We start from the raw sequence: 19,285 nt of genomic DNA, 5'->3' as shown, positions 1-19,285 counted from the left end.
TTGCATCGCCCCGCGCAAGACGCTATGCTCGCGGCCGATCCCCACCCCCCCGCAACCGCAGACAAGAGGAAGCACCATGATCACGGACAAGCCCTTCACCTTCGACCGCGTAGTGCGACTGGCGCTGACAGCCGGCCTGATCTGGGGGGCGGTGGTTCTGCTCCGGCAGCTCAGCGGCGCGCTGGTGCCGTTTGCCGTGGCCGTGGTCCTGGCCTACCTGCTCGACCCGGCGGCCAGCGCGCTCCAGCGGCTCTTTCGGGGGCGCAGGGGACCGGCGGTGGTCGTCACCCTGCTCGTCTCGCTGGTCCTGGCCGTAACCCTGCTCTGGATCGTGGTGCCCATCGTCACCGCGGAGCTGACCCACATGGGCAAGGTGGTCGCCAATTTCGCGGGCGATTCCAAGCTCGCCCAGGCAGCGGCCAACCGCCTCCCGCCCGATCTCTGGCAGGCCGCGCGGGAGCTGATGCAGCGCGAGGAGGTCCGGCGCTTCCTGACCTCGGACGGCCTCCTGGGACTGGCCAAGCAGGCCGCCGCCCATCTCCTGCCCGGCATCTGGGACGTGGTCGCGGGGGCGTGGCAGGCCGTGCTCGCGCTTACGGGCGTGCTCATCATCGCGCTCTACGCCCTCTTCCTGCTGCTCGACTTCGACCGCCTGCGCGGCAACTGGCTGGACCTGATGCCGCCGCAATGGCGCGAACCCGTCCGCGCCACCGCCGCCGAGTTCGAGGAAGGCATGCGCCGCTATTTTCGCGGGCAGACCCTGGTGGCGGCCATCGTGGGCGTGCTCTTCGCCGTGGGCTTCGCGCTCATCGGCCTGCCTCTGGGCGTGCTGCTCGGCCTGTTCATCGGCCTGCTCAACATCGTGCCCTATCTCCAGATCCTCGGCCTGGTCCCTGCCTTCGCCCTGGCCGTGCTCCAGGCCCTGGAACAGGGGCTGGGCTTCTGGGAAGCCGCGCTGCCCGTGGCCGGGGTCTTCGTCGTGGTCCAGTCGCTCCAGGATCTCGTGCTCGTCCCCCGGATCATGGGCCGCCAGATGGGCCTTTCGCCCTGGGTCATCCTGCTGTCCCTGTCGGTCTGGGGCCAGCTTCTGGGATTTTTGGGCCTGCTCATCGCCCTGCCGCTGACCGTGCTCTGCCTGGCATGGTGGAAAAGGCTCCTCCGTCCCGCAGTATCCGCCTGAACCCGTCCAATCCCCTTGGCAGTTCTTGCGTAATGCTCTATAGAGCAGAATCGGGTATATTGGTCCGCCTGCCCGAAACAAAGCGCCACTGCACTTTGACAGGAGGGGAGCTCCCTTGATGCGGATTTCAGGATCGCCAGCCGAAACGTTTGGAGCCGGGCCGCGCCTCGCCCGAAGCGAGCGAATCCGCAGGAAACTCTTTTGCACGCTTTTCGGCGCGCTCCTGCCAGCCCTGGCCGCCGCCCTTGCACTCGGCATGACGGCCTTTCCCCAGACCGCGAAGGCAAGTGCGGCCGGAGCCGACCCCGCCGAAGCCGGGAAAACCTGGCACGTTCTGCTTGTCAGCTCCTACCATCCCGACTTTCCGACATTCTTCCAGCAGATCCAGGGACTGCGCTCCGCCCTGCCCGGCTCCAGCGTCCGCCTCGACGTGGAGTTCATGGACTCCAAGCGGTTCTTCGACCAGAAGAACTTCAAGCTCTTCCATGACCTCCTGGCCTACAAGCTCTCCAAGCTCCCCCGCTACGACGTGGTCGCCACGGCGGACGACAACGCCCTGCACTTCGTCCTGGAAGCGGGCGCCGATCTCTTCGAGGACACCCCCGTGGTCTTTTTCGGCGTCAACGACACGGAATTCGCCCTGCAAACCGTGAAGAAGGGCAACGTCACCGGCGTGGTGGAAGAGATTTCGGCCCTGGACACCCTGCTGGCCGCGCAAAAAATGCTTCCGAACCTGAGGACCGTCCACGTCATCTGCGACAATTCTCCGAGCGGGCTCGGCGACCTGCACAGCCTGGACCACCTGCGCCCCAGGCTGGCAGCCGCGGGACTCGCACTGGACGTCATTTCCCTCGCAAGGCTGTCCTGGAACGAATTCGCCGAACGGCTGCGCAACCTGGGGCCTTCGGACGCCGCGCTGCTGCTCTCCGCATACCGCGACAGCCGCTCGGAATCCAAGACCTTCGACCAAAGCCTCGACCTGATCACCGCCAACCTGAACATTCCGCTCCTGCACCTCTGGCAGCACGGCATGGGCGACGGGGTGCTCGGAGGCAAGCTCATCGACCAGGGCCGCCAGGGACACCTGGCCGGAGAGATGATCCTGCGCATCCTCAACGGCGAAAGAATTTCCTCCATCCCGGTGATCCGCGGCGGCGAAGCGAACCGATTCGTCTTCGACCAGCGCCAGCTCAACCGCTTCGACATCCCGGATTCCCGCGTGCCGGAGTCGGCCGAAATCCTTTACCGCGTGCCCAACCCGCTGCTGCGCTATCTCTGGCCGCTGCTTCTCGCTTTAACGATCATCTCGCTCCAGGCCCTGGCGCTCTGGGCGCTTTTCGTCAGCCGCCGCAAGCTGCGCCAGAAGCAGCAGAACCTCATGGAATATCAGGCCCTCGTGGAACATTCCAAGGAAATCATGGTCGTCATCGACTCCGATCAGGTCTATCGGATGGCCAACGAGGCCATGCTCGCCCAGCGGGGGGCCAGGCTCGAGGACGTGGTCGGCCACCACGTCCGGGAAGTTCTCGGCGAGAGGGCCTACGCCGACATCCTGCCCCACCTCAAAAGCTGCATCGCAGGGGAGAGCCGGCGCTTCGACCTGACGATCACCTACGAACATCTCGGCCCCCGCTTCCTGGACGTCTCCTACAGCCCGATCCCCTATGGGGACGGCTCCTGCTGCGGCGTGGCCGCCGTGCTCCGCGACGTCACCGCCGAACGCGTGGTGCACGAGGAACTCGTGCGGGCCTGCGCCCAGGCCGAGGTCGCCAACCAGGCCAAGTCCGAATTCCTGGCCAACATGAGCCACGAAATCCGCACTCCCCTGAACGGCATTCTCGGAATGCTCCAGCTGCTCTCGCTTTCCCAGCTCGATTCCTCCCAGGACGAATACGTCAAGGCGGCCACCAATTCGTGCAGCCGACTCTCGCACCTGCTGACCGACATCCTCGACATCAGCAAGCTCGAAGCGGCCAAGATGCACCTGCGGTCCGAAACGTTCTCCCTGGCGGCCATGCTGGAAGATGTGCACGCCATCTTCGAGGGCGCGGCCAGGGAAAAATCGCTCCTGCTCACCCTCCGCTGCGGCGAGAATGTTCCGGACAGGGTCGTGGGCGACCCGACGCGGCTGCGGCAGGTGCTCTTCAACCTCGTGGGCAACGCCATCAAGTTCACGCAGCAGGGCGGCGTGGACGTGGAGGTGGACCTGCTGGAAAAGACCGAAACCAGCGTCCGGCTGCTCTTCCGCGTCACGGACACGGGCGTGGGAATACCGGACGACAAGATCGACTTCATCTTCGACATGTTCACCCAGATGGACGGCAGCTACCAGCGTCCGCAACAGGGCGCAGGGCTGGGCCTGCCCCTGGTCCGGCGCATCGTCGGCCTCATGGGCGGGCACATTTCCGTGGAAAGCGAACCGGGCAGAGGCTCGTCCTTCCATGTCGGCCTGAAACTCGCACTGCCCACGGCCGCCGCGCCTTCCCGCCAAGGCGGGACCGAAGCCTTGCCCAGCGCGGGAGAGGGCAAGCGCGCCTTCATCGCCGAAGACGACGAACTCAACCGCATCGTCCTGCGCCGCATGCTCGAACGCCTCGGCATGTCCGTGAGCGAAGCTGTCAACGGCGCGGAAGCCCTGGAAAAGCTGCGGATCGAAACCTTCGACATCGCCTTCATGGACATCCGGATGCCGCTGCTGAACGGGGAGGAGGCCATCCGCATCCTGCGCACCGACCGGGACTTCAGGCACCTTGAGGACATGCCCCTGGTGGTGGTCTCGGCCCATGCCCTGCCCGGCGACGAGGAACGCTTTCTCTCGGCCGGGGCCAGCCGCTATCTGGCCAAGCCCCTGCATATGGACACCCTCAAAAAGCTGATCGAGGAATGCTTCGCGCCCGGACGCCCGGAGTGCGGCCCTCCCACGCAATGAGGCGGCCCGGAGGCCGCCTCTTGCCGCCCTTTGCGGGCGAACGCCGGACCCGCCGACAGCGCGGCGGATCGCACGTCAGATCACCGCGTTGAAGAGCCAGCCCACCAGCAGGATGCCCCCGCCGACGACGCCCACGAACACGGCGATGAGCTTTCCGGTCAAGACCTTGCGCAGAATGAGCATTTCCGGCAGCGAAAGCGCGATCACGCTCATCATGAAGGCCAGGGCCGTGCCCAGGGCCGCGCCCTTGCCGATCAGCGCCTGAAGCACGGGAACGACTCCTGCCGCGTTGGTGTACATGGGAATGCCGATGGCCACTGCCGCGGGAACCGACCACCACGCCGAGCGGCCCATGAGCCCGGCCATGAAGTTCTCGGGCACGTAGCCGTGGATCAGCGCGCCCACGCCGATGCCCAGGATCACGTACAGCCAGACCTTGCCCACGATCTCGGCCACTGCCTCGCGGCCCGCGTCGAGCCGGTCGTTCCAGGTCGGTCTGCGCTGCGGCCCGGCGCCGCCGCCCATGGCCAGCATGTTGCGCACCCAGTCCTGGAGCCAGCCTTCCAGCTTCAGCCTGCCGATGACGAACCCGGCCACCACGGCCACGAGCAGGCCCGTGCCCGCATAGAGCAGCGCCACCTTCCAGCCGAACATGCCGAAGAGCAGAGCCAGGGCCACCTCGTTGACCATGGGCGCGCTGATCAGGAACGAGAAGGTCACGCCCAGCGGCACGCCCGCCGTGACGAAGCCCACGAACAGCGGCACGGCCGAGCAGGAACAGAACGGAGTGAGCACGCCCAGGCCCGCGGCCATGACGTTGCCGACCAGCTCCGCCTTGCCCGCCAGAGCCTTGCGCGTGGCCTCCGGGGTGAAGAACGAGCGCACCACGCCCACCCCGTAGACGATGAGCAGAAGCAGCATGAAGACCTTGGGCGTGTCGTAGACGAAGAAGCGCACGGCCTCGCCCAGGTGCGTGCCCGTGTCCAGGCCCAGAAGGTCCGTGGTCAGCCACAGCGCCGCGCGTTCCAGAGAGGCGTAGACCGCCACCCAGGCCGCGAGCCCCAGCGCCAGCAGGCCCAGCCGCAACGCGACGCGGCGCGGCTTTTCCGGCGCGGGCGTCTGCGGCGCGGCGTTGCAGGCGCATCCGCCGTTCATGTCGTTGATGATGTCTTTCATGTCCCCGTACCTGTTCGCCTTGCGGGCGGTTAGATTTTGCCTTCCAGGCATTGCAGAAAGCCCGGCACGCAGGTCAGCGCCAAACGGTAGTGCATCCAGTTGCCCCGCTTCTCGCTGGCGACCACTCCGGCGTTGCGCAGCACGCTGAGGTGCTTGGACACGGTGGACATGTCCAGGTCCACCAGGTCGCGCAGCTCGCAGACGCACTTCTCGCCCTGGCCGAGCGCCCGGACCATGCGCAGCCGGGCCGGATGGCCGAGGGCCTTGAACACTGCGGATTGCGCCTCGATCAGGCTGGGATTGTCCAGCAGCAGCTCTTTGGGCATGACGATTTCTCCCGCGTCGATTGTTTGCTGTTTGGCAAAATAGCCAAATAGAATATTGCTGTCAAGGGCGGCGAGAGGCGTCGAAGAAGCCGAAGAAGCCTCCGGCGGCCAAAGGGGCAATGCCCCTTTGGAATCCCACTCTGCGCCCGCGCTTCGCGCGGCGCGGGGACAGAACTGGACACGACGCATCACAGGGCGGAATCCAGCACTCCGGGCGCGGGAATCGTACCTTGCACGCCGGAAGCCGCAGGCGTCCGGCAGGGGAACGGCTTTGGAAAGGGGGGTCCGGGGGAAGAACCTTTCGCAGAAAGGTTTTCCCCCGGTGATTTTCTAGAGCGGTTTTCCGGCCTTGAGCTTCTCGACCATGCCGCGCACGGGGGTTCCGTCGGGAGCCGTGGCGTTGGGGTTGACGCTGAGCAGGTCTTCCCAGGCCGCTATGGCTCCGGCGGTATCCTTGAGATCAAAATAGAGCACGATGCCCTTGTTGAAGCGGGCGGTCTCGTGGGACGGCTGGGCGATGATGGCCCGGTTGAAGCTGTCCACGGCCTTTTGGGGCTGGTGGTCGCGGCGATACATCACGCCCAGGTCGGTCCAGACGTCCGCGTGGTCCGGGCTGAGCGAGAGCGCGCGCTCATACGCGGTGATGGCTTCCTTGGGCTTGTCCGTGTCGAAATAGGCGTTGCCAAGGTCGATCCAGGCGTGCGCGTCGGACGGATTGGCCTCGGCCGCGGCGAGCAGCCCCTGCACGTCCGGACCCGGCCCGGCGGACGCCTGGGGCGCGATGGCGGGCTGGTTCTGCGGAGGCGCGAGCGTCACTGTCTGCCGCTCGGCGTTCATGAAGAAGCTGACGTTGAAGCCGATGAAAAGGCCGCCGCAAAAAGTGGCCGCGGCAAGCAGCACGGCAGTGCTGCGCCGCACCACGGGATCGAGCCGGACCTTGGTCTTTCGGGACATTCGTACCCCCACGAATACTCTTGATGTTGAATCGGACGGCCGCTCCCGCCGAATCCGGCGGAGAACGGTCCAGCAGGAGTCTAGCACACCCTGAAGAGAATGCCATCCTGCTCGTATCAATGCTGGAAGAATGCCGCAATGGGCGTGTGGGCGCGGCGCGGAGTCTGCCCGCGCCCGCTGATCGACTGGTAGCCGGATGTCGGAAGGGCTGTCAACAGGGCAAAAACGTCTTTTTCCCCTCCTTTCGCTTTCCGATTTCATTCCGCCGCGAAAACCGGGCTTAGGCTCGCCTCGTGCCCGGCCCCGCTCCGTGCGGAAGCCCCGAAACGGACACCCTCCCCGCACGGGGAACGGGACACCACGGGCCGCCTCATCAACCGCAACCCAAGGAGGGTTTGAACAGTGTCGACGGAAATCACCAAAGCCTTCATCACCCAATACTGCGCCGACGTGCATCAGGCGTATCAGCAGCGCGGCTCCAAGCTGCGCAACACCGTGCGGCTCAAGACCGGCATTTCCGGCTCGCGCTGCGTGTTCCAGACCAGCGGCAAGGGCGCGGCGGGCCTGAAGACCCGTCACGGAAACGTGCCCCTGATGAACGTGAGCCGAAGCAGCGTGACCTGCACCCTGGAGGACTGGTACGCGGCCGACTACGTGGACAAGCTGGACGAGGTGCGCACCAACACGGACGAGCGGCTCATCGCGGCCAACGCCGGGGCCTGGGCTCTGGGCCGCAAGATCGACGAACTGCTCATCAACAAGCTCGCGGGCGCGTCCAACGTGGTCGAGCCGGGCGGCACGGGACTGACCAAGGCCAAGATTCTCGCGGCCTTCGGCACCCTCAACGGCAACGACGTGCCGGACGACGGCCAGCGCTTCGCCGTGGTGGGCGCGCACCAGTGGAACGAGCTGCTGGACATCAGCGAGTTCAAAAGCTCGGACTACGCGGGCGAACAGTATGCCTGGCTCAAGGGCACGGAGTCGCGCCGCTGGCTGGGCATCACCTGGATGTTCCACACCGGCCTGCCCCTCGACGACGGCGTGCGCAGCTGCTTCATCTACCACAAGAACGCCGTGGGCCTGGCCGAGGCCCAGGAGGTCAAAGCCTTTGTGGACTGGGTGCCGGAAAAGGCCGCCCACCTCGTGGACCACATGCTCTGCGCGGGCTCCTGCCTCATCGACGCGGACGGCGTGGTCGAAATCCAGTGCGACGACGACGCGGTCATGGCCAACTAGCCTGACCGCCCGATACCAAACGAATCAAAGGGAGACATGGAAATGGCCTACAGCAGTGAAGACATGCGGCTCATGGGCGGCGTGCCCGGACAGCAGCCCTTTCTCTACCGCAGCGCGGACGACGCGGCCACGGTCCGGACCGAGGGCTACTTCGACCTCGCCGTGGAACACTACAACCTGAGCAGCGGCGACATCGTGCTCTGCGTCAGCGGGTACGGGACCAGCCCGGTTCCGGGCCTGCTGGTGGCGGACGTGAACGCGGGCACGGCCGCGACCATCCCGCTCAGCTAAACGACGAACACCGCCCGCCGGAACAACGACAGGGAAGCGCCGACCAGACGAAAACACGGCAGCCCCGGTTGGTCCGGCGGGCGGCATGACCTCGCCCCCCGACCTTGCAGAAGATACCGATCTACGCCTGGAACATCCCCGCCAACCGCTCCACATATTCCCGCGCCGCATCCGTGAACTCCTCCGGCGCCCAGGCAGCGAAGGCCTTGTCCGTGGCCTTGGCATAGGGTCCGGGCTTGACCTCGAAGAGCACGGTATCCGGCTCCAGAACCACGAACGAGTGGTACGCGCCCGGCTCCATGTCGATGCCCACGGCGTCCTCATCCGGTCCCAGGACGTACGTTCCGGTCACTTCCCCGGCCGCGTCGAAGGTCACGAACCCGATGCGGCCTTGCAGGACCACGAGGGATTCGGCCTTGGGCGGGTCCAGGTGGCGGTGCGGGCGGATGTAGGTTCCTGGCTGGGCCACGTTGAGCATGCGGTGCAGCGGGGAGTCCGCCGTCTTGTGCAGCGGCTGGATGATCCGCCTGCGCGGGCTGCGGCGCGAGGCCGCAAGGGCCGTGTGGATCATGTCGCCGGAGATGGCGGTCAGTTCGGTTTCCGGGGCCTCCAGGGCCAGGGGAAAGGATTTGCCTTCATCCATTCTCGACTCCCTTTCTCGGCAGCGGCTTCCGGGCGGCTGCTTCGGGGCGTCCGCGCGCTGCGCCGTGAACCCGGGCAGGCCTTTTCCCGCCGCGCGGTCCGGGCGCGGCAGGCGCGCCCCTTCACCCTCACTTGCGTTCCAGCACCCAGGCTTCCAGCGGAAAGCGCTGCTCGGCCCAGTGGCGCTTGTATTCCATCTTCTCCCCCGTGATCGGCCCCAGGTCGTAGCGCGCAGCGCCTTCCTCGCAGAGCCAGGCGATCTGTTCCATCTGGAGCAGGTTGCCCACGGAGTATTCCTTCCAGTCGTCGGCATAGCTGAACTGCTGGCCGCGATAGATGTTTCCGGCCAGGCCGCCGAACACGAAGCCGATGTCCCGGTCTTCGTGTCGGGCGAAGATGATCCGCGCGCCCTTTTCCGGCGCGAGGCGGTGCAGCATTCTCTCGTAGAACCTGCGCGAAAAGCCGCTTTCCATGCCGCAGCCGCCCATGCCCTTCCAGCTGCGCAGCTCCACGCCGAGCACCCGCGCATAGGCCTCGGCGGTTTCCTGGGCCGTGTCGGGCAGGACGCGCTCGAAACGAATGCCCTTGTCCAGCGCCTTTTTGCGTTCCCGTTTCAGATTTCGCCGATGGTTGGCGGAGCGGCGGGAAAGGTAGCCGTCCAGGCCGCCGCGCAGGGAAGCCGCGCACTGGGTGCCCGTGGGCTGGACGTGGATATCGTGCGTCGCGCCGAACTGGCTGCGCAGACGCCCGGCCAGGACGCCGCCGGGCCGCACCCCGCTGACGACGATCTTGGAAAAGGTCAGAGCCTGCGTGGTGCGGATGGCCTCGACCACGAAGCGCAGGAGGCCCACGGCCCGCTTGCCGAGCAGGGGGCAGCCGAACATCCAGAGCCGCTCCAGCGGCAGCAGCACCGCCTGGCCGAATTGATCCGACGCGGCGGCAAAGGCCATGACGCTCTGGTCCTCGGCGTGGACCAGCAGTTGCCAGGCGGGGTTCTGCACCTCGTGAAACGCCAGCTGCCACGCCGGGGCGGTGCAGAACGGGTCGGCCTGGCGCGTGGTGATCGCCGCGCGCTTCCAGCGCTCCATGAGCTCCGAAGCGGTTCCGGCTTCCCCGTCCCTGGCCGTCTTGTGCATCGCATCCTCCTGTTCGGGCTCGCCTGCCCTGGCTCAGGATTTATCCCATCGCCCCGCGCATAACAATGCGCGAAACGCCCGCGCCGCCCTGCCGCGTCCCGGAAAGGGCCAAAACCGGGCGCGGACGGACCTGATTCCAATTTCCATCCCCTTCCGAATCTGCTACCCACAAGGGGCAACCGGAAAACCACGGGGAGCCCCATGAGCGTCATCAATCTCGAACATCTCTTCAACCCCAAGTCCATCGCCGTGATCGGCGCGACGAACGACCCGACCAACGCGGGCAACATCGTCATGCGCAACATCATGGGCGGCGGCTTCATGGGTCCGGTCATGCCCGTCAGCTCCGACGCGGAGGCCATCGCGGGCGTACTCACCTATCCCGGCATCGCCCAGCTGCCCAAGGCCCCGGACCTGGCCATCGTGGCCCGTCCCGTGCGGGAGGCTCCGGACGTGGTGGCCCAGCTGCGGGCCATCGGCGCGCGCGCCGTGATGCTCCTGGGCGGCAGCTTTCAGGGCATGGACCCGGACGACCGCCTGCGGCTCAAGAACGAAATTCTGGAGGCGGCGGAAACCCCGGCCATGCGCGTGCTCGGCCCCAAATGCCTGGGCTTCATGGCGCCGGGCATCAACCTCAACGCCAGTCTGGCCCACGCCACGATCCAGCCGGGCAAGACCGCGTTCATCTCGCAGTCGGACAGCCTTTTCACCGCGGTGCTCGACTGGGCGCGGGGCCAGGGCATCGGATTTTCCCATCTGGTCGCGCTCGGCGCGCGCATCGACGTGAACATCGCGGACGTGCTCGACTACCTTTCCAGCGACCCGATGACCCGCTCGATCCTGCTCTATGTGGAGAGCGTCTGCGACGCGCGGGAGTTCATGTCCGCGGCGCGGGCCGCCTCGCGCAACAAGCCCGTGCTGGTCATCCGGCCCGGCCAGGCCTTCGAGACGGTGCTGCGCGAATGCGCGGACACGGGCCTGGAGGGCATGACCCTTTCGGACGAGATCTACGACGTGGCCTTTCGCCGCGCGGGCATGCTGCGCGTGGACACCATCGACGGACTGTTCGACGCGGCGCGCACCCTGGCCGACATCAAGCCCGTGCGCGGCGACCGGCTGGCCATCGTGACCAACGGCGTTTCCGCCGGAATCCTCGCGGCGGACGCCCTGCTCATGGGCGGCGGCAGGCTGGCGCGGCTCTCGGACGAAACCAAGACCGCCGTGGACGAGATCATCGACCGAAAATGGTCGCGCACCAATCCCGTGGACATCCCCTTCAACGCCTCCGGCAAGGAATACGCCGAGCTGGTGCGCGCGCTGCTCAAGGACAAGGGCGTGGACGCGGTGCTGACCATGCACGTGCCCTTTGCGGGCCTGCCGGAAGAGGAAGTGGCCCAGGCCCTGGCCGACTCGCTGAAACGGGTGCGGCGCATGGTCTTCGCCTGCTGGCTCGGCCTGGGCAAGGCCGAAAAGGCGCGGGAGATCTTCCGCAACGCGGGCGTGCCCACCTACGACACCCCGGACAAGGCCATCCGGGCCTATCTCTACATGGTCGAGTTCCAGCGCAACCAGGAAATGCTCATGGAAACGCCGGACTCGCTGCCCACGGACTTCTTCCCGGACACCATGGCCGCGCGCGAGGTCATCGAGACGGTCCTGGCGGACGGGCGCGACACCCTGACCGAACCGGAAGCCAAGCGGGTTCTCGCGGCCTACGGCATCCCCGTTGTGGAAACGCGGCTGGCCGTCTCCGCGCGCGACTCGGTCATCGCCGCGGACGAGCTGGGCTACCCCGTGGCCGTGAAGCTGCGCTCCCCGCAGATTCCCCAGCCCTACGACGTGGGCGGCGTGCTGCTCGACCTGGAAACCCCGGAACAGGTCTGGGAAGCCGCGGCCAACATCCTGGCTCGCGTCAGCCGCGAGCGGCCCGACGCCTACATCGAGGGCTTCACCGTGCAGAAGATGGGCCGCAGGCCCGGCGCCCACGAATTGTTCATCTCCGCCAACACGGACCCCGTGTTCGGGCCGACCATCTATTTCGGCCACGGCGGCATGTCGCGCGAGATCATCATGGACCGGGCCGTGGCCCTGCCGCCGCTGTCCATGAGCCTTGCGCGGGAGCTGATCTCCCGCACGCGCATCGTGCGGCTGCTCAAGGGCACGCCCACCACAGCGGCCACGGACCTGGACGACGTCTGCCTGACGCTGATCCAGGTCTCCCAGCTGCTCATCGACCTGCCCCAGGTGCACACCCTGGACATCAACCCCCTCTACGCCGACGACCTCGGCGTGCTCGCGCTCACGGCCCGCATCCAGGTGGCCGCGTACGAGGGCGACGGCGCGCAGCGCCTCGCCATCCGCCCCTATCCGCGCGAGCTGGAAGAGTGCGTCGTGCTCAAGGACGGGACCAAGATCACCATCCGGCCCATCCGCCCTGAGGACGAGGCCGCGCACCGGGAATTTTTGGCCAGCCTTTCGGACGACGATCTCCGCCTGCGCTTCTTCGGCGCGGTCCGGCGCGAATTCGACCACAAAGACCTCGCGGCCTTCACCCAGATCGACTACGACCGCGAAATGGCCTTCATCGCGCAGCGCACGGGCGAGGACGGCGAACCCGAAACCCTCGGCGTATCCCGGACCATCACCCGGCCCGACAACTCCGAGGCGGAATTCGCCATCGTGATCCGCTCCGCGCTCAAGGGCCAGGGCCTCGGCTCCATGCTCTTCAAGAAGTCCATCGACTACACGCGCGAACGCGGCACGGCCAAGCTCGTGGGCCAGACCATGCTCGAAAACCAGGGCATGCAGGGCCTGGCGCGCAAGTTCGGCTTCGCCATCACTTCGGACCCGGAAGACAACCAGCTCGTGGACATGGAGCTGGACCTGCACGGAGCCTAGCAGACCGAACCTCCGCAGCCCGCGCGGACATCGCCGCCGCGCGGGCTCGACCGCAATCCTTTCCCGGAGACCACATGGACATGCTTCATCCCGGCTACCTCGCCGCCCTGCTGACGTTCGCCATCGCCCTGGCCGGAGGGCTGGCCGTCCTGCTGCGCTCGCGCAGGGGGGCCTACGAGCGCGAACGGCTCTCCGAGCAGGCAGGCACCTTTCAAGCCCAGTACATCGACGTCTGCGCCGAACTGGACGCCCTCCGGGAGGAGCTGCGCTTCGTTTCCGAGGAGCGCGCCTCGGCCCTGGCCACGGCGGGCAGGATTCCCGAACTGGAGACGGAACTGCGCGCGCTGCGCGCCGAGGCCGCGCAGCTCGCCCGCGCGCGGGCCGAGCTGGAAACCCGCATGGAAGGGGAACGCAAGGCCGCCGAGGAAAAAATCGCCCTGCTTTCCGAGCTGCGCGCGAATCTGGCGAGCGACTTCAAGGCGCTTTCCGGCGAAACGCTGCAAAACAACAACAAGGCCTTTCTCCAGCTCGCGGGCGAGTCCTTCGCCCAGTTGCGGCAGTCGGCCCAGAGCGACCTGGAGCTGCGCCACCAGGGCATCCGCCAGCTCGTGCAGCCCCTTTCCGAATCCCTGAAGCAGGTGGACGGCAAGCTCTCCGCGCTGGAGAAGGAGCGCGTCGCCGCCTACTCCAGCCTCACGGAACAGGTCCGCAGCCTGGCCCTGACCCAGAACAAGCTCAAGGACGAGACCGGAAAGCTGGTCCACGCCCTGAGCAAGCCCGTGGTCCGTGGCCGCTGGGGCGAAATCCAGCTGCGCCGCGTGGTGGAGCTGGCAGGCATGACCCCGCACTGCGATTTCTACGAACAGCGCCACGCCGAAGGCGACTCCGGCAGGCTGCGGCCGGACATGGTCGTGCAGCTGCCGGGCGGCAAGAACATCGTGGTGGACGCCAAGGCCCCCCTGGAAGCCTACATGGAAGCGGCGGACGAGCCGGACGAGGAGCGCAGAAAGCAGCTCCTGCTGCGCCACGCGGGGCACGTCCGCACGCACATGAAGCAGCTCGGCCAGAAAAGCTACTGGGCGCAGTTCAGCCCCGCCCCGGAATTCGTGCTCATGTTTCTTCCGGGGGAGGCGTTTTATAGCGCGGCCCTGAGCTGCCAGCCGGGCCTCATCGAGGACGGCGTGGACAGCGGGGTCATCGTGGCCTCGCCCACCACGCTCATCGCCCTGCTCCGGGCCGTCCACTACGGCTGGCAGCAGGAAACCATCGCCCGCAGCGCCCAGGAGGTGAAAAAGCTCGGCAAGGAGCTGTACGACCGGCTGCGCGTGTTCACAGGCCACATGGACGCCATGGGCAAGCGGCTCGACTCCACGATCAAGGCGTACAATCAGGCCGTGGGCTCGCTGGAGTCGCGCGTGCTCGGCTCGGCGCGCAGGCTCCACGACCTGGGAGTGGCCGACGGCGAGGAAATCCCGGAACTTCCGCCCCAGGACACGGCTCCGAGGGAAATGCGGACGAACAAACTCCCTTCCGGATCCCAGGACGCGGACGAGTCCTAGCGGGAAGACGCGGATCCGCCTGCCCCCATTTTCGGAATTGCAGGTTCGGGACATTGCAATTCGAATGTTATTTCGACATTGCGATTATTTTATTTCACCCTCTTAGCACATGATATCGTACGTTATTGTCTGCGAATGAAGCATATTTCCCAGCCGCAAAAAATTATATCGCTTGACTTTATTCTGCAAACAGCGAAGGGTCGGCATCTCATACACCAGCGGCACCCGTGGAGGCGCGGCCCCAATGTTTGGCCGGCGCTGGTCTGAACGAAACAGGTAAATCGAGGGGCAGTGTACGCATCTTGTACCTTGCTCCTTTTTTATTGGTGCACGGGCACCATAGTTCCATCACTTTTATTACTGGAGACTATTGAATGTCTAAGAAATTGTACGTCGGAAACCTGTCCTGGTCCGCCACTGAGAGCGAAGTCCGCTCCGCCTTTGAAGCCTTTGGCGAAGTGACTTCCGTCAAGCTGGTCGAAGACCGCGAGACGGGCCGCCCGCGTGGCTTCGGCTTCGTGGAAATGGACGATTCCGGCGCTCTTGAAGCCATCAAGAACCTGGACGGCAAGGACTTCGGCGGCCGCAACATCAAGGTCAACGAAGCCAAGCCCCGCGAAGAACGCCCCCGTTGGTAGCTCTCGCGAGCCAGATTTAGTCCGGCACGGCGCCCGTCTCTTTCGGGAGACGGGCGCTTTCTTTTCCGAACCGCGCCCGCAAGGCGCGGCAAAATCAGGAGGAAGTCTTGCCCGAACGCAACTACAAGTTCGAGAAGCGCCAGAAAGACCTGGCCAAGCAGAAGAAAAAAGAAAAGAAACTCAAGCGCAAGCAGTCGAAAAACCAGACGGAACAGGACGAGAACGGTCCGGCCGGGGATTCGAGTGAACGCGTCGACGCGGACTGACCGTCCGGCACAGCGCGGAAGCGGGGTTCATCCGGTCCCGTACACGCCGACCGGATGAGCCGCGCTTTCCTTCTCCAGCCGCCCTTCCGAAGCCCTCTCCCAGCGCAGCGTCCTCCGGGGCATTCCCCGCCGCACCGCGCCAGCAGCGACCTCATTCCTCCAGCACGCAGCAAACCTTGTTCCTGCCGCTTTCCTTGGCCTGATACAGGTGCTTGTCCGCATGTTCCAGAAGGTTCTCGGCCCAGGCCCCCTTCCAGGCCGGGTCGAGCCGGGCCACGCCCACGCTGACCGTGATGCGCACGCCCTCGTGCAGGACGTTGCCGCTGTTGTCCTGAATGGTGAAATTGTAATGCTCCACGCGGGAACGGATGGTCTCGCCCATTTGGGCGGCCTCTTCCAGGGGGGTGCGGTTGAGCACGACCGCGAACTCCTCGCCGCCGTACCGCGCCGGAAAATATCTCCCCTTCCTGCCCGCGTCCGGCCTGCCGTTGACCTCCTCGCCATGCAGCAGCAGAACCTTGGCCACCACGCGCAGGGCCTGGTCGCCGATGCGGTGGCCGTAGGTATCGTTGAAGCGCTTGAAGTGGTCGATGTCGATCATGATCAGGGACAGGGGCTGCCCCGCCTGCACGCAGGCCTCGGCCGAGGCAGAGAGGTGCTCGTCAAAGGCGCGCCGGTTGTAGAGCTGGGTCAGGGCGTCGGTCATGGAGATGCGCGTCAGGTCGGCCATGTCCGTCTCCATGGCGTGGACCACCTCGTGAAAGGCCTTGCGCATGGCCGAAATCATCTCCTTGGGGCTTTTCTCGCTTTCCACCAGCCCGACCGTGAGCACCTCCAGCTCCTGCACGTCGCCCTTCTTGCGCAGCATCAGATCGCGAAAATCGCGCAGCAGTCCCTCGGACTCGTCCAGGGTCATGCGCAGCTTTTCCTTGTGCGGCCCCAGCAGAATCTCCTCCTGCCGCTTGACCACTTCCTCGTAGTGCCTGTCCGTGTAGTCCCGCGCCTTGAGGGTGTCCACGATGAGCTGCTGGATCTCGCTCTTCTGGCGTTCGGAAAGAAAATAGAACCCGCGCACGTTGCGCATGTAGAGAATCAGCGTGCGCCAGCGCACGTCCGGCGGAACCCCGGCCTTGTCCAGCCGGGCGATGAGTCGGTCCCATTCTTCGGCGCGGCTCTTCAGCGAAGTCGGCATGCTGCCTCCAGGATCGGGTCGAAAGACGCAGGATGGCCGCCTTTCGAATAGCATACCCCGTCACATGGGTACAACTGTCATCTCGCGCAAAACACAATCCGATTCGGCCCGCAGCAACATGAAACATCGCCCTTGCGAAGCGCGGCACGCCGCCTGATTCGCTTTTCCGCATTGCGGGAGCAGCAGAACAGCGGGCGCGCCTTGTCGAGCGCGGAGCAGACGAAAAAGCCCGGCTCCCTGGACGCTCTCGCCAGGAAGCCGGGCTCTTGAAGCGGAGCCAAGACCGCTCCGGCCGATTCTAATCCAGTTCGAACTGGTCGCGCCAGTCGCCCTGCTCGTTCCAGTCGGGCTGCTCGCTCTTGCTGAAGAGCAGGTTGCCCAGCACGAGATAGTCCATCTCCGTGCGCATGAAGCAGGTATAGGCGTCCTTCGGCGTGCAGACGATGGGCTCGCCGCGCACGTTGAAGCTGGTATTGACCACCACGCCGCAGCCCTGCTCCTTGCGGAACGTCTCGATCAGATCCCAGTAGCGCGGATTGGTCTCGCGGCTGACGCTCTGGATGCGGGCGGAGTTGTCCACGTGGGTGATGGCCGGGATGTCCGAGCGCTGCACGTAGAGGCGGTCGTACATGGCCATCTGGTCGTAGCCGTCCGGCAGGGGCTTGAGCTGGCCGTCCGCCACCTGGGCTACCAGGAGCATGTAGGGCGAGGGGCGGTCCAGGTCGAAGTAGTCGGGGATGGACTCCTCGAGCACGGACGGCGCAAAAGGCCGGAAGCCCTCGCGGTATTTGATCTTGAGGTTGAGCTTCTTCTGCATTTCCGGATGGCGCGGATCGCCCAGGATGGACCGGCCGCCCAGGGCGCGCGGGCCGTACTCCATGCGGCCCTGGAACCAGCCGATGGCGTTGCCCTCGGCCAGGAGCCCGGCCACGGTGGAGCAAAGCTCTCCGAAGTCCGCATATTCCCTGTAGGGCGCGCTGAACTTGATGCCCACGCGGCGGCAGGCTTCCGGTCCGAAGTTCGGACCCAGGTAGGCGCCGCGCATGGCGTCCTTGCCTTCCGGCGAGGGGCGCTCGTGTCCGCGCCAGATGTGGTGGGCCGCGTAGGCCGCGCCCAGGGCGCCGCCCGCATCGCCCGCCGCGGGCTGAATCCAGATGTCCTTGAAGGTGCCGCGCCGCAGCAGCTTGCCGTTGGCCACGCAGTTGAGCGCAACGCCGCCGGCCATGCAGAGATTTTCGCACCCGGTCAGCTCGCGGGCGGTTTCCGCCAGGCGGAAGACGATGTCCTCGGTGAGCTGCTGGATGGCCAGGGCCATGTCCATGTATTCCTGGCCGATCTCGCTCTCTGGCCGGCGCGCGGGAATGCCGAAGAGCGCGGCCCACTTCTCGTTGCGGCACATGGTCAGGCCCGTGGCGTAGTCGAAGTAGTCCATGTTCAGCAGCAGGGATCCGTCTTCGCGCAGGTCCACCAGCTCGTCCAGGATGCGGGCCTTCCATTCCTCCACGCGCGGGGCCGAGGGGTTGCCGTAGGGCGCGAGGCCCATGAGCTTGTACTCGCCGCTGTTGACCTTGAAGCCGCAAAACGCGGTGAAGGCCGAATAGAGCAGGCCCAGGGAGTGCGGGAAGTGCAGCTCGCGGTGGACGGTGATGTCCTTGCCGCGCCCGGTGCTGATGGTCGTGGTGGCCCATTCGCCCACGCCGTCCACGGTCAGGATGGCGGCCTCGTCAAAGGGCGAGGGGTAGAAGGCGCTGGCCGCGTGGGAGAGGTGGTGCTCCGGGAAGAGGATGCGCGGCCGGCTCTTGCCGAGCTTGGCCAGCTCCTCGTGGAGCATCTTGCGCATGAAGAGCTTCTCGCGGATCCAGACCGGAATGGCCGACAGGAAGCTCGTCAGCCCGCGCGGCGCGAAACCGTGGTAGGTTTCCATGAGCCGCTCGAACTTGAGGTAGGGCTTGTCGTAGAAGGCCACCGCGTCGATGTCGCCGAGGGAGAGTCCGCCCTCCTTGAGCACATAGGCCGCGGCCTTGGCCGGAAAGTCCGGGTCGTGCTTCTTGCGCGTGAAGCGCTCCTCCTGGGCGGCGGCCACGATGCGGCCATCCACCAGCAGGACCGCCGCGGAATCGTGGTAATATGCCGAGAGGCCGAGAATCGCCTCGGACATGGCGTCGCTCCCTGAAGAGGTTGCTAGAAGATGGTGTAGATGAACGGACCGATGGCCGAACCGCCCGCAAAAACGATCAGTGCGCCGAAGAGCAGCAGCGTAAGCAGGATCGGCAGCAGCCAGAACTTCTTGCGGACCTTGAGGAAGGCCCAGAGATCACGAATGAAATCCATATCGAGACTCCGTTGATTCCGATTTTAGAAAGGTTGTTCCACGTCCTGGGGGGCGTAGGTGTGGTCGCGGGCGACAAAGACCGAACCCTTGCCGTTTTTCCACTGGCGCAGCCGCAGCGTGTCCTTGCCCATGGCGCGCCGCCAGAGCCCCACGGGCGTGACCAGCACGAAAAAGAGCACGGTGAGCAGAACCCGGGAAACCACCGCGCCCATGAGCCCGGACAGGCCGAACCAGAGGTAGCCCAGCGGCTTGAAGGCCGCGGGAACGGTCATGGTGACCACGAGGGCTCCGATGGCCGCGTATGTCCAGACGGGTTGGTGCGTGGCCGCGGCCGCGATCAGGGCGATCAGGGTCATGGCCATGCCGGTGTCGCGGCATTGCGTGCGGCTGATGGAGGTGGGGAAAATGCCCCCTCCGCCGTGGGATTTGCTGTCTATCATGATTGCTTGCGCTCGCTTGGGCAGGTTCTGTAACGACCAGCCCTGCTTGCCAGAATACGCCGAAAAATACAAGGCCAATCCCCGGCGGCG

General features: G+C 65.8%; 17 protein-coding genes. 8 read left to right on the top strand and 9 right to left on the bottom strand.

The annotated features are described in order from the left end of the window. The first annotated feature begins 76 nt into the window (after window positions 1–76). Both G452_RS0110440 and G452_RS20635 read left to right on the top strand, forming a co-directional pair. Window positions 77–1,180, top strand: a complete 1,104-nt coding sequence (locus tag G452_RS0110440; protein WP_022662206.1) for an AI-2E family transporter — start codon at window positions 77–79, stop codon at window positions 1,178–1,180. 118 nt (window positions 1,181–1,298) lie between these two features. After that, window positions 1,299–4,109, top strand: coding sequence for an ATP-binding protein (locus G452_RS20635; RefSeq protein WP_022662205.1), 2,811 nt, complete (start codon window positions 1,299–1,301; stop codon window positions 4,107–4,109). A gap of 75 nt (window positions 4,110–4,184) precedes the next feature. Here the strand turns inward: G452_RS20635 and G452_RS0110430 are convergent, their stop codons facing one another. The 3 genes from G452_RS0110430 to G452_RS0110420 form a co-directional block, all read right to left on the bottom strand. Next, window positions 4,185–5,285 carry a permease gene (locus tag G452_RS0110430; RefSeq protein ID WP_022662204.1) on the bottom strand — a complete coding sequence of 367 codons (1,101 nt, stop codon included), beginning with the start codon at window positions 5,283–5,285 and terminating at the stop codon, window positions 4,185–4,187. A gap of 29 nt (window positions 5,286–5,314) precedes the next feature. Continuing rightward, window positions 5,315–5,611, bottom strand: coding sequence for an ArsR/SmtB family transcription factor (locus G452_RS0110425; RefSeq protein ID WP_022662203.1), 297 nt, complete (start codon window positions 5,609–5,611; stop codon window positions 5,315–5,317). Between the two features lie 330 nt (window positions 5,612–5,941). After that, entirely contained in the window at window positions 5,942–6,565 is a 624-nt protein-coding gene (locus G452_RS0110420) for a tetratricopeptide repeat protein (protein WP_022662202.1), read from the bottom strand. Window positions 6,566–6,967: 402 nt separating this feature from the next. Between G452_RS0110420 and G452_RS0110415 the strand changes: the two genes are divergently transcribed. Beyond that, window positions 6,968–7,801: a phage capsid protein gene (locus tag G452_RS0110415; protein ID WP_022662201.1), complete on the top strand. Its 834-nt coding sequence runs from the start codon at window positions 6,968–6,970 to the stop codon at window positions 7,799–7,801. 42 nt (window positions 7,802–7,843) lie between these two features. Continuing rightward, on the top strand, window positions 7,844–8,092 hold the full coding sequence (locus tag G452_RS0110410; RefSeq protein WP_027189169.1) for a hypothetical protein: 249 nt from the start codon (window positions 7,844–7,846) through the stop codon (window positions 8,090–8,092). A 121-nt stretch (window positions 8,093–8,213) separates the two neighbouring features. On the opposite strand, the gene G452_RS0110405 is transcribed toward G452_RS0110410, so the two are convergent. Next, window positions 8,214–8,735 carry a WbuC family cupin fold metalloprotein gene (locus G452_RS0110405; protein WP_022662199.1) on the bottom strand — a complete coding sequence of 174 codons (522 nt, stop codon included), beginning with the start codon at window positions 8,733–8,735 and terminating at the stop codon, window positions 8,214–8,216. 127 nt (window positions 8,736–8,862) lie between these two features. Then, window positions 8,863–9,870, bottom strand: coding sequence for a GNAT family N-acetyltransferase (locus G452_RS19065; RefSeq protein ID WP_022662198.1), 1,008 nt, complete (start codon window positions 9,868–9,870; stop codon window positions 8,863–8,865). Between the two features lie 201 nt (window positions 9,871–10,071). Between G452_RS19065 and G452_RS0110395 the strand changes: the two genes are divergently transcribed. The 4 genes from G452_RS0110395 to G452_RS21740 all read left to right on the top strand — a co-directional run bounded on the left by G452_RS0110395 (window position 10,072) and on the right by G452_RS21740 (window position 15,231). Next, the gene (locus G452_RS0110395; RefSeq protein ID WP_022662197.1) at window positions 10,072–12,768 is read left to right on the top strand and encodes a bifunctional acetate--CoA ligase family protein/GNAT family N-acetyltransferase; all 2,697 of its coding nucleotides are present in this window, start codon (window positions 10,072–10,074) and stop codon (window positions 12,766–12,768) included. A 74-nt stretch (window positions 12,769–12,842) separates the two neighbouring features. Continuing rightward, a complete protein-coding gene (rmuC, locus tag G452_RS19060; RefSeq protein WP_022662196.1) occupies window positions 12,843–14,327 on the top strand; it encodes a DNA recombination protein RmuC in 1,485 nt (494 codons plus the stop codon). A 374-nt stretch (window positions 14,328–14,701) separates the two neighbouring features. After that, window positions 14,702–14,965 carry an RNA recognition motif domain-containing protein gene (locus G452_RS0110385; RefSeq protein WP_022662195.1) on the top strand — a complete coding sequence of 88 codons (264 nt, stop codon included), beginning with the start codon at window positions 14,702–14,704 and terminating at the stop codon, window positions 14,963–14,965. 107 nt (window positions 14,966–15,072) lie between these two features. Continuing rightward, entirely contained in the window at window positions 15,073–15,231 is a 159-nt protein-coding gene (locus G452_RS21740) for a hypothetical protein (RefSeq protein ID WP_169428210.1), read from the top strand. A gap of 151 nt (window positions 15,232–15,382) precedes the next feature. On the opposite strand, the gene G452_RS19055 is transcribed toward G452_RS21740, so the two are convergent. The 4 genes from G452_RS19055 to G452_RS0110360 all read right to left on the bottom strand — a co-directional run bounded on the left by G452_RS19055 (window position 15,383) and on the right by G452_RS0110360 (window position 19,195). Then, window positions 15,383–16,423, bottom strand: coding sequence for a GGDEF domain-containing protein (locus G452_RS19055; protein WP_022662194.1), 1,041 nt, complete (start codon window positions 16,421–16,423; stop codon window positions 15,383–15,385). A gap of 298 nt (window positions 16,424–16,721) precedes the next feature. Continuing rightward, complete coding sequence (locus G452_RS0110370; protein ID WP_022662193.1) at window positions 16,722–18,581, bottom strand: carbamoyltransferase family protein; 1,860 nt, start codon at window positions 18,579–18,581, stop codon at window positions 16,722–16,724. A gap of 23 nt (window positions 18,582–18,604) precedes the next feature. Beyond that, the gene (locus G452_RS21735; protein ID WP_022662192.1) at window positions 18,605–18,754 is read right to left on the bottom strand and encodes a DUF5989 family protein; all 150 of its coding nucleotides are present in this window, start codon (window positions 18,752–18,754) and stop codon (window positions 18,605–18,607) included. A gap of 24 nt (window positions 18,755–18,778) precedes the next feature. Beyond that, window positions 18,779–19,195, bottom strand: coding sequence for a hypothetical protein (locus tag G452_RS0110360; protein WP_022662191.1), 417 nt, complete (start codon window positions 19,193–19,195; stop codon window positions 18,779–18,781). Between the last annotated feature and the right edge of the window lie 90 nt (window positions 19,196–19,285).

Origin of the sequence: Paucidesulfovibrio longus DSM 6739 (assembly GCF_000420485.1) — a bacterium.
GTDB lineage: Bacteria > Desulfobacterota > Desulfovibrionia > Desulfovibrionales > Desulfovibrionaceae > Paucidesulfovibrio > Paucidesulfovibrio longus.
Note: the sequence above shows the minus strand (reverse complement) of the source record. Positions and strands in the feature narration are given on the sequence as shown.

Excerpts from the sequence above, each read along its gene's own strand:
- G452_RS0110440 (WP_022662206.1), top strand. The coding sequence starts at position 77 with ATGATCACGGACAAGCCCTTCACCTTCGACCGCGTAGTGCGACTGGCG.
- G452_RS20635 (WP_022662205.1), top strand. The coding sequence starts at position 1,299 with ATGCGGATTTCAGGATCGCCAGCCGAAACGTTTGGAGCCGGGCCGCGC.
- G452_RS0110430 (WP_022662204.1), bottom strand. The coding sequence starts at position 5,285 with ATGAAAGACATCATCAACGACATGAACGGCGGATGCGCCTGCAACGCC.
- G452_RS0110425 (WP_022662203.1), bottom strand. The coding sequence starts at position 5,611 with ATGCCCAAAGAGCTGCTGCTGGACAATCCCAGCCTGATCGAGGCGCAA.
- G452_RS0110420 (WP_022662202.1), bottom strand. The coding sequence starts at position 6,565 with ATGTCCCGAAAGACCAAGGTCCGGCTCGATCCCGTGGTGCGGCGCAGC.
- G452_RS0110410 (WP_027189169.1), top strand. The coding sequence starts at position 7,844 with ATGGCCTACAGCAGTGAAGACATGCGGCTCATGGGCGGCGTGCCCGGA.
- G452_RS0110405 (WP_022662199.1), bottom strand. The coding sequence starts at position 8,735 with ATGGATGAAGGCAAATCCTTTCCCCTGGCCCTGGAGGCCCCGGAAACC.
- G452_RS19065 (WP_022662198.1), bottom strand. The coding sequence starts at position 9,870 with ATGCACAAGACGGCCAGGGACGGGGAAGCCGGAACCGCTTCGGAGCTC.
- G452_RS0110395 (WP_022662197.1), top strand. The coding sequence starts at position 10,072 with ATGAGCGTCATCAATCTCGAACATCTCTTCAACCCCAAGTCCATCGCC.
- rmuC (WP_022662196.1), top strand. The coding sequence starts at position 12,843 with ATGGACATGCTTCATCCCGGCTACCTCGCCGCCCTGCTGACGTTCGCC.
- G452_RS0110385 (WP_022662195.1), top strand. The coding sequence starts at position 14,702 with ATGTCTAAGAAATTGTACGTCGGAAACCTGTCCTGGTCCGCCACTGAG.
- G452_RS19055 (WP_022662194.1), bottom strand. The coding sequence starts at position 16,423 with ATGCCGACTTCGCTGAAGAGCCGCGCCGAAGAATGGGACCGACTCATC.
- G452_RS0110370 (WP_022662193.1), bottom strand. The coding sequence starts at position 18,581 with ATGTCCGAGGCGATTCTCGGCCTCTCGGCATATTACCACGATTCCGCG.
- G452_RS21735 (WP_022662192.1), bottom strand. The coding sequence starts at position 18,754 with ATGGATTTCATTCGTGATCTCTGGGCCTTCCTCAAGGTCCGCAAGAAG.
- G452_RS0110360 (WP_022662191.1), bottom strand. The coding sequence starts at position 19,195 with ATGATAGACAGCAAATCCCACGGCGGAGGGGGCATTTTCCCCACCTCC.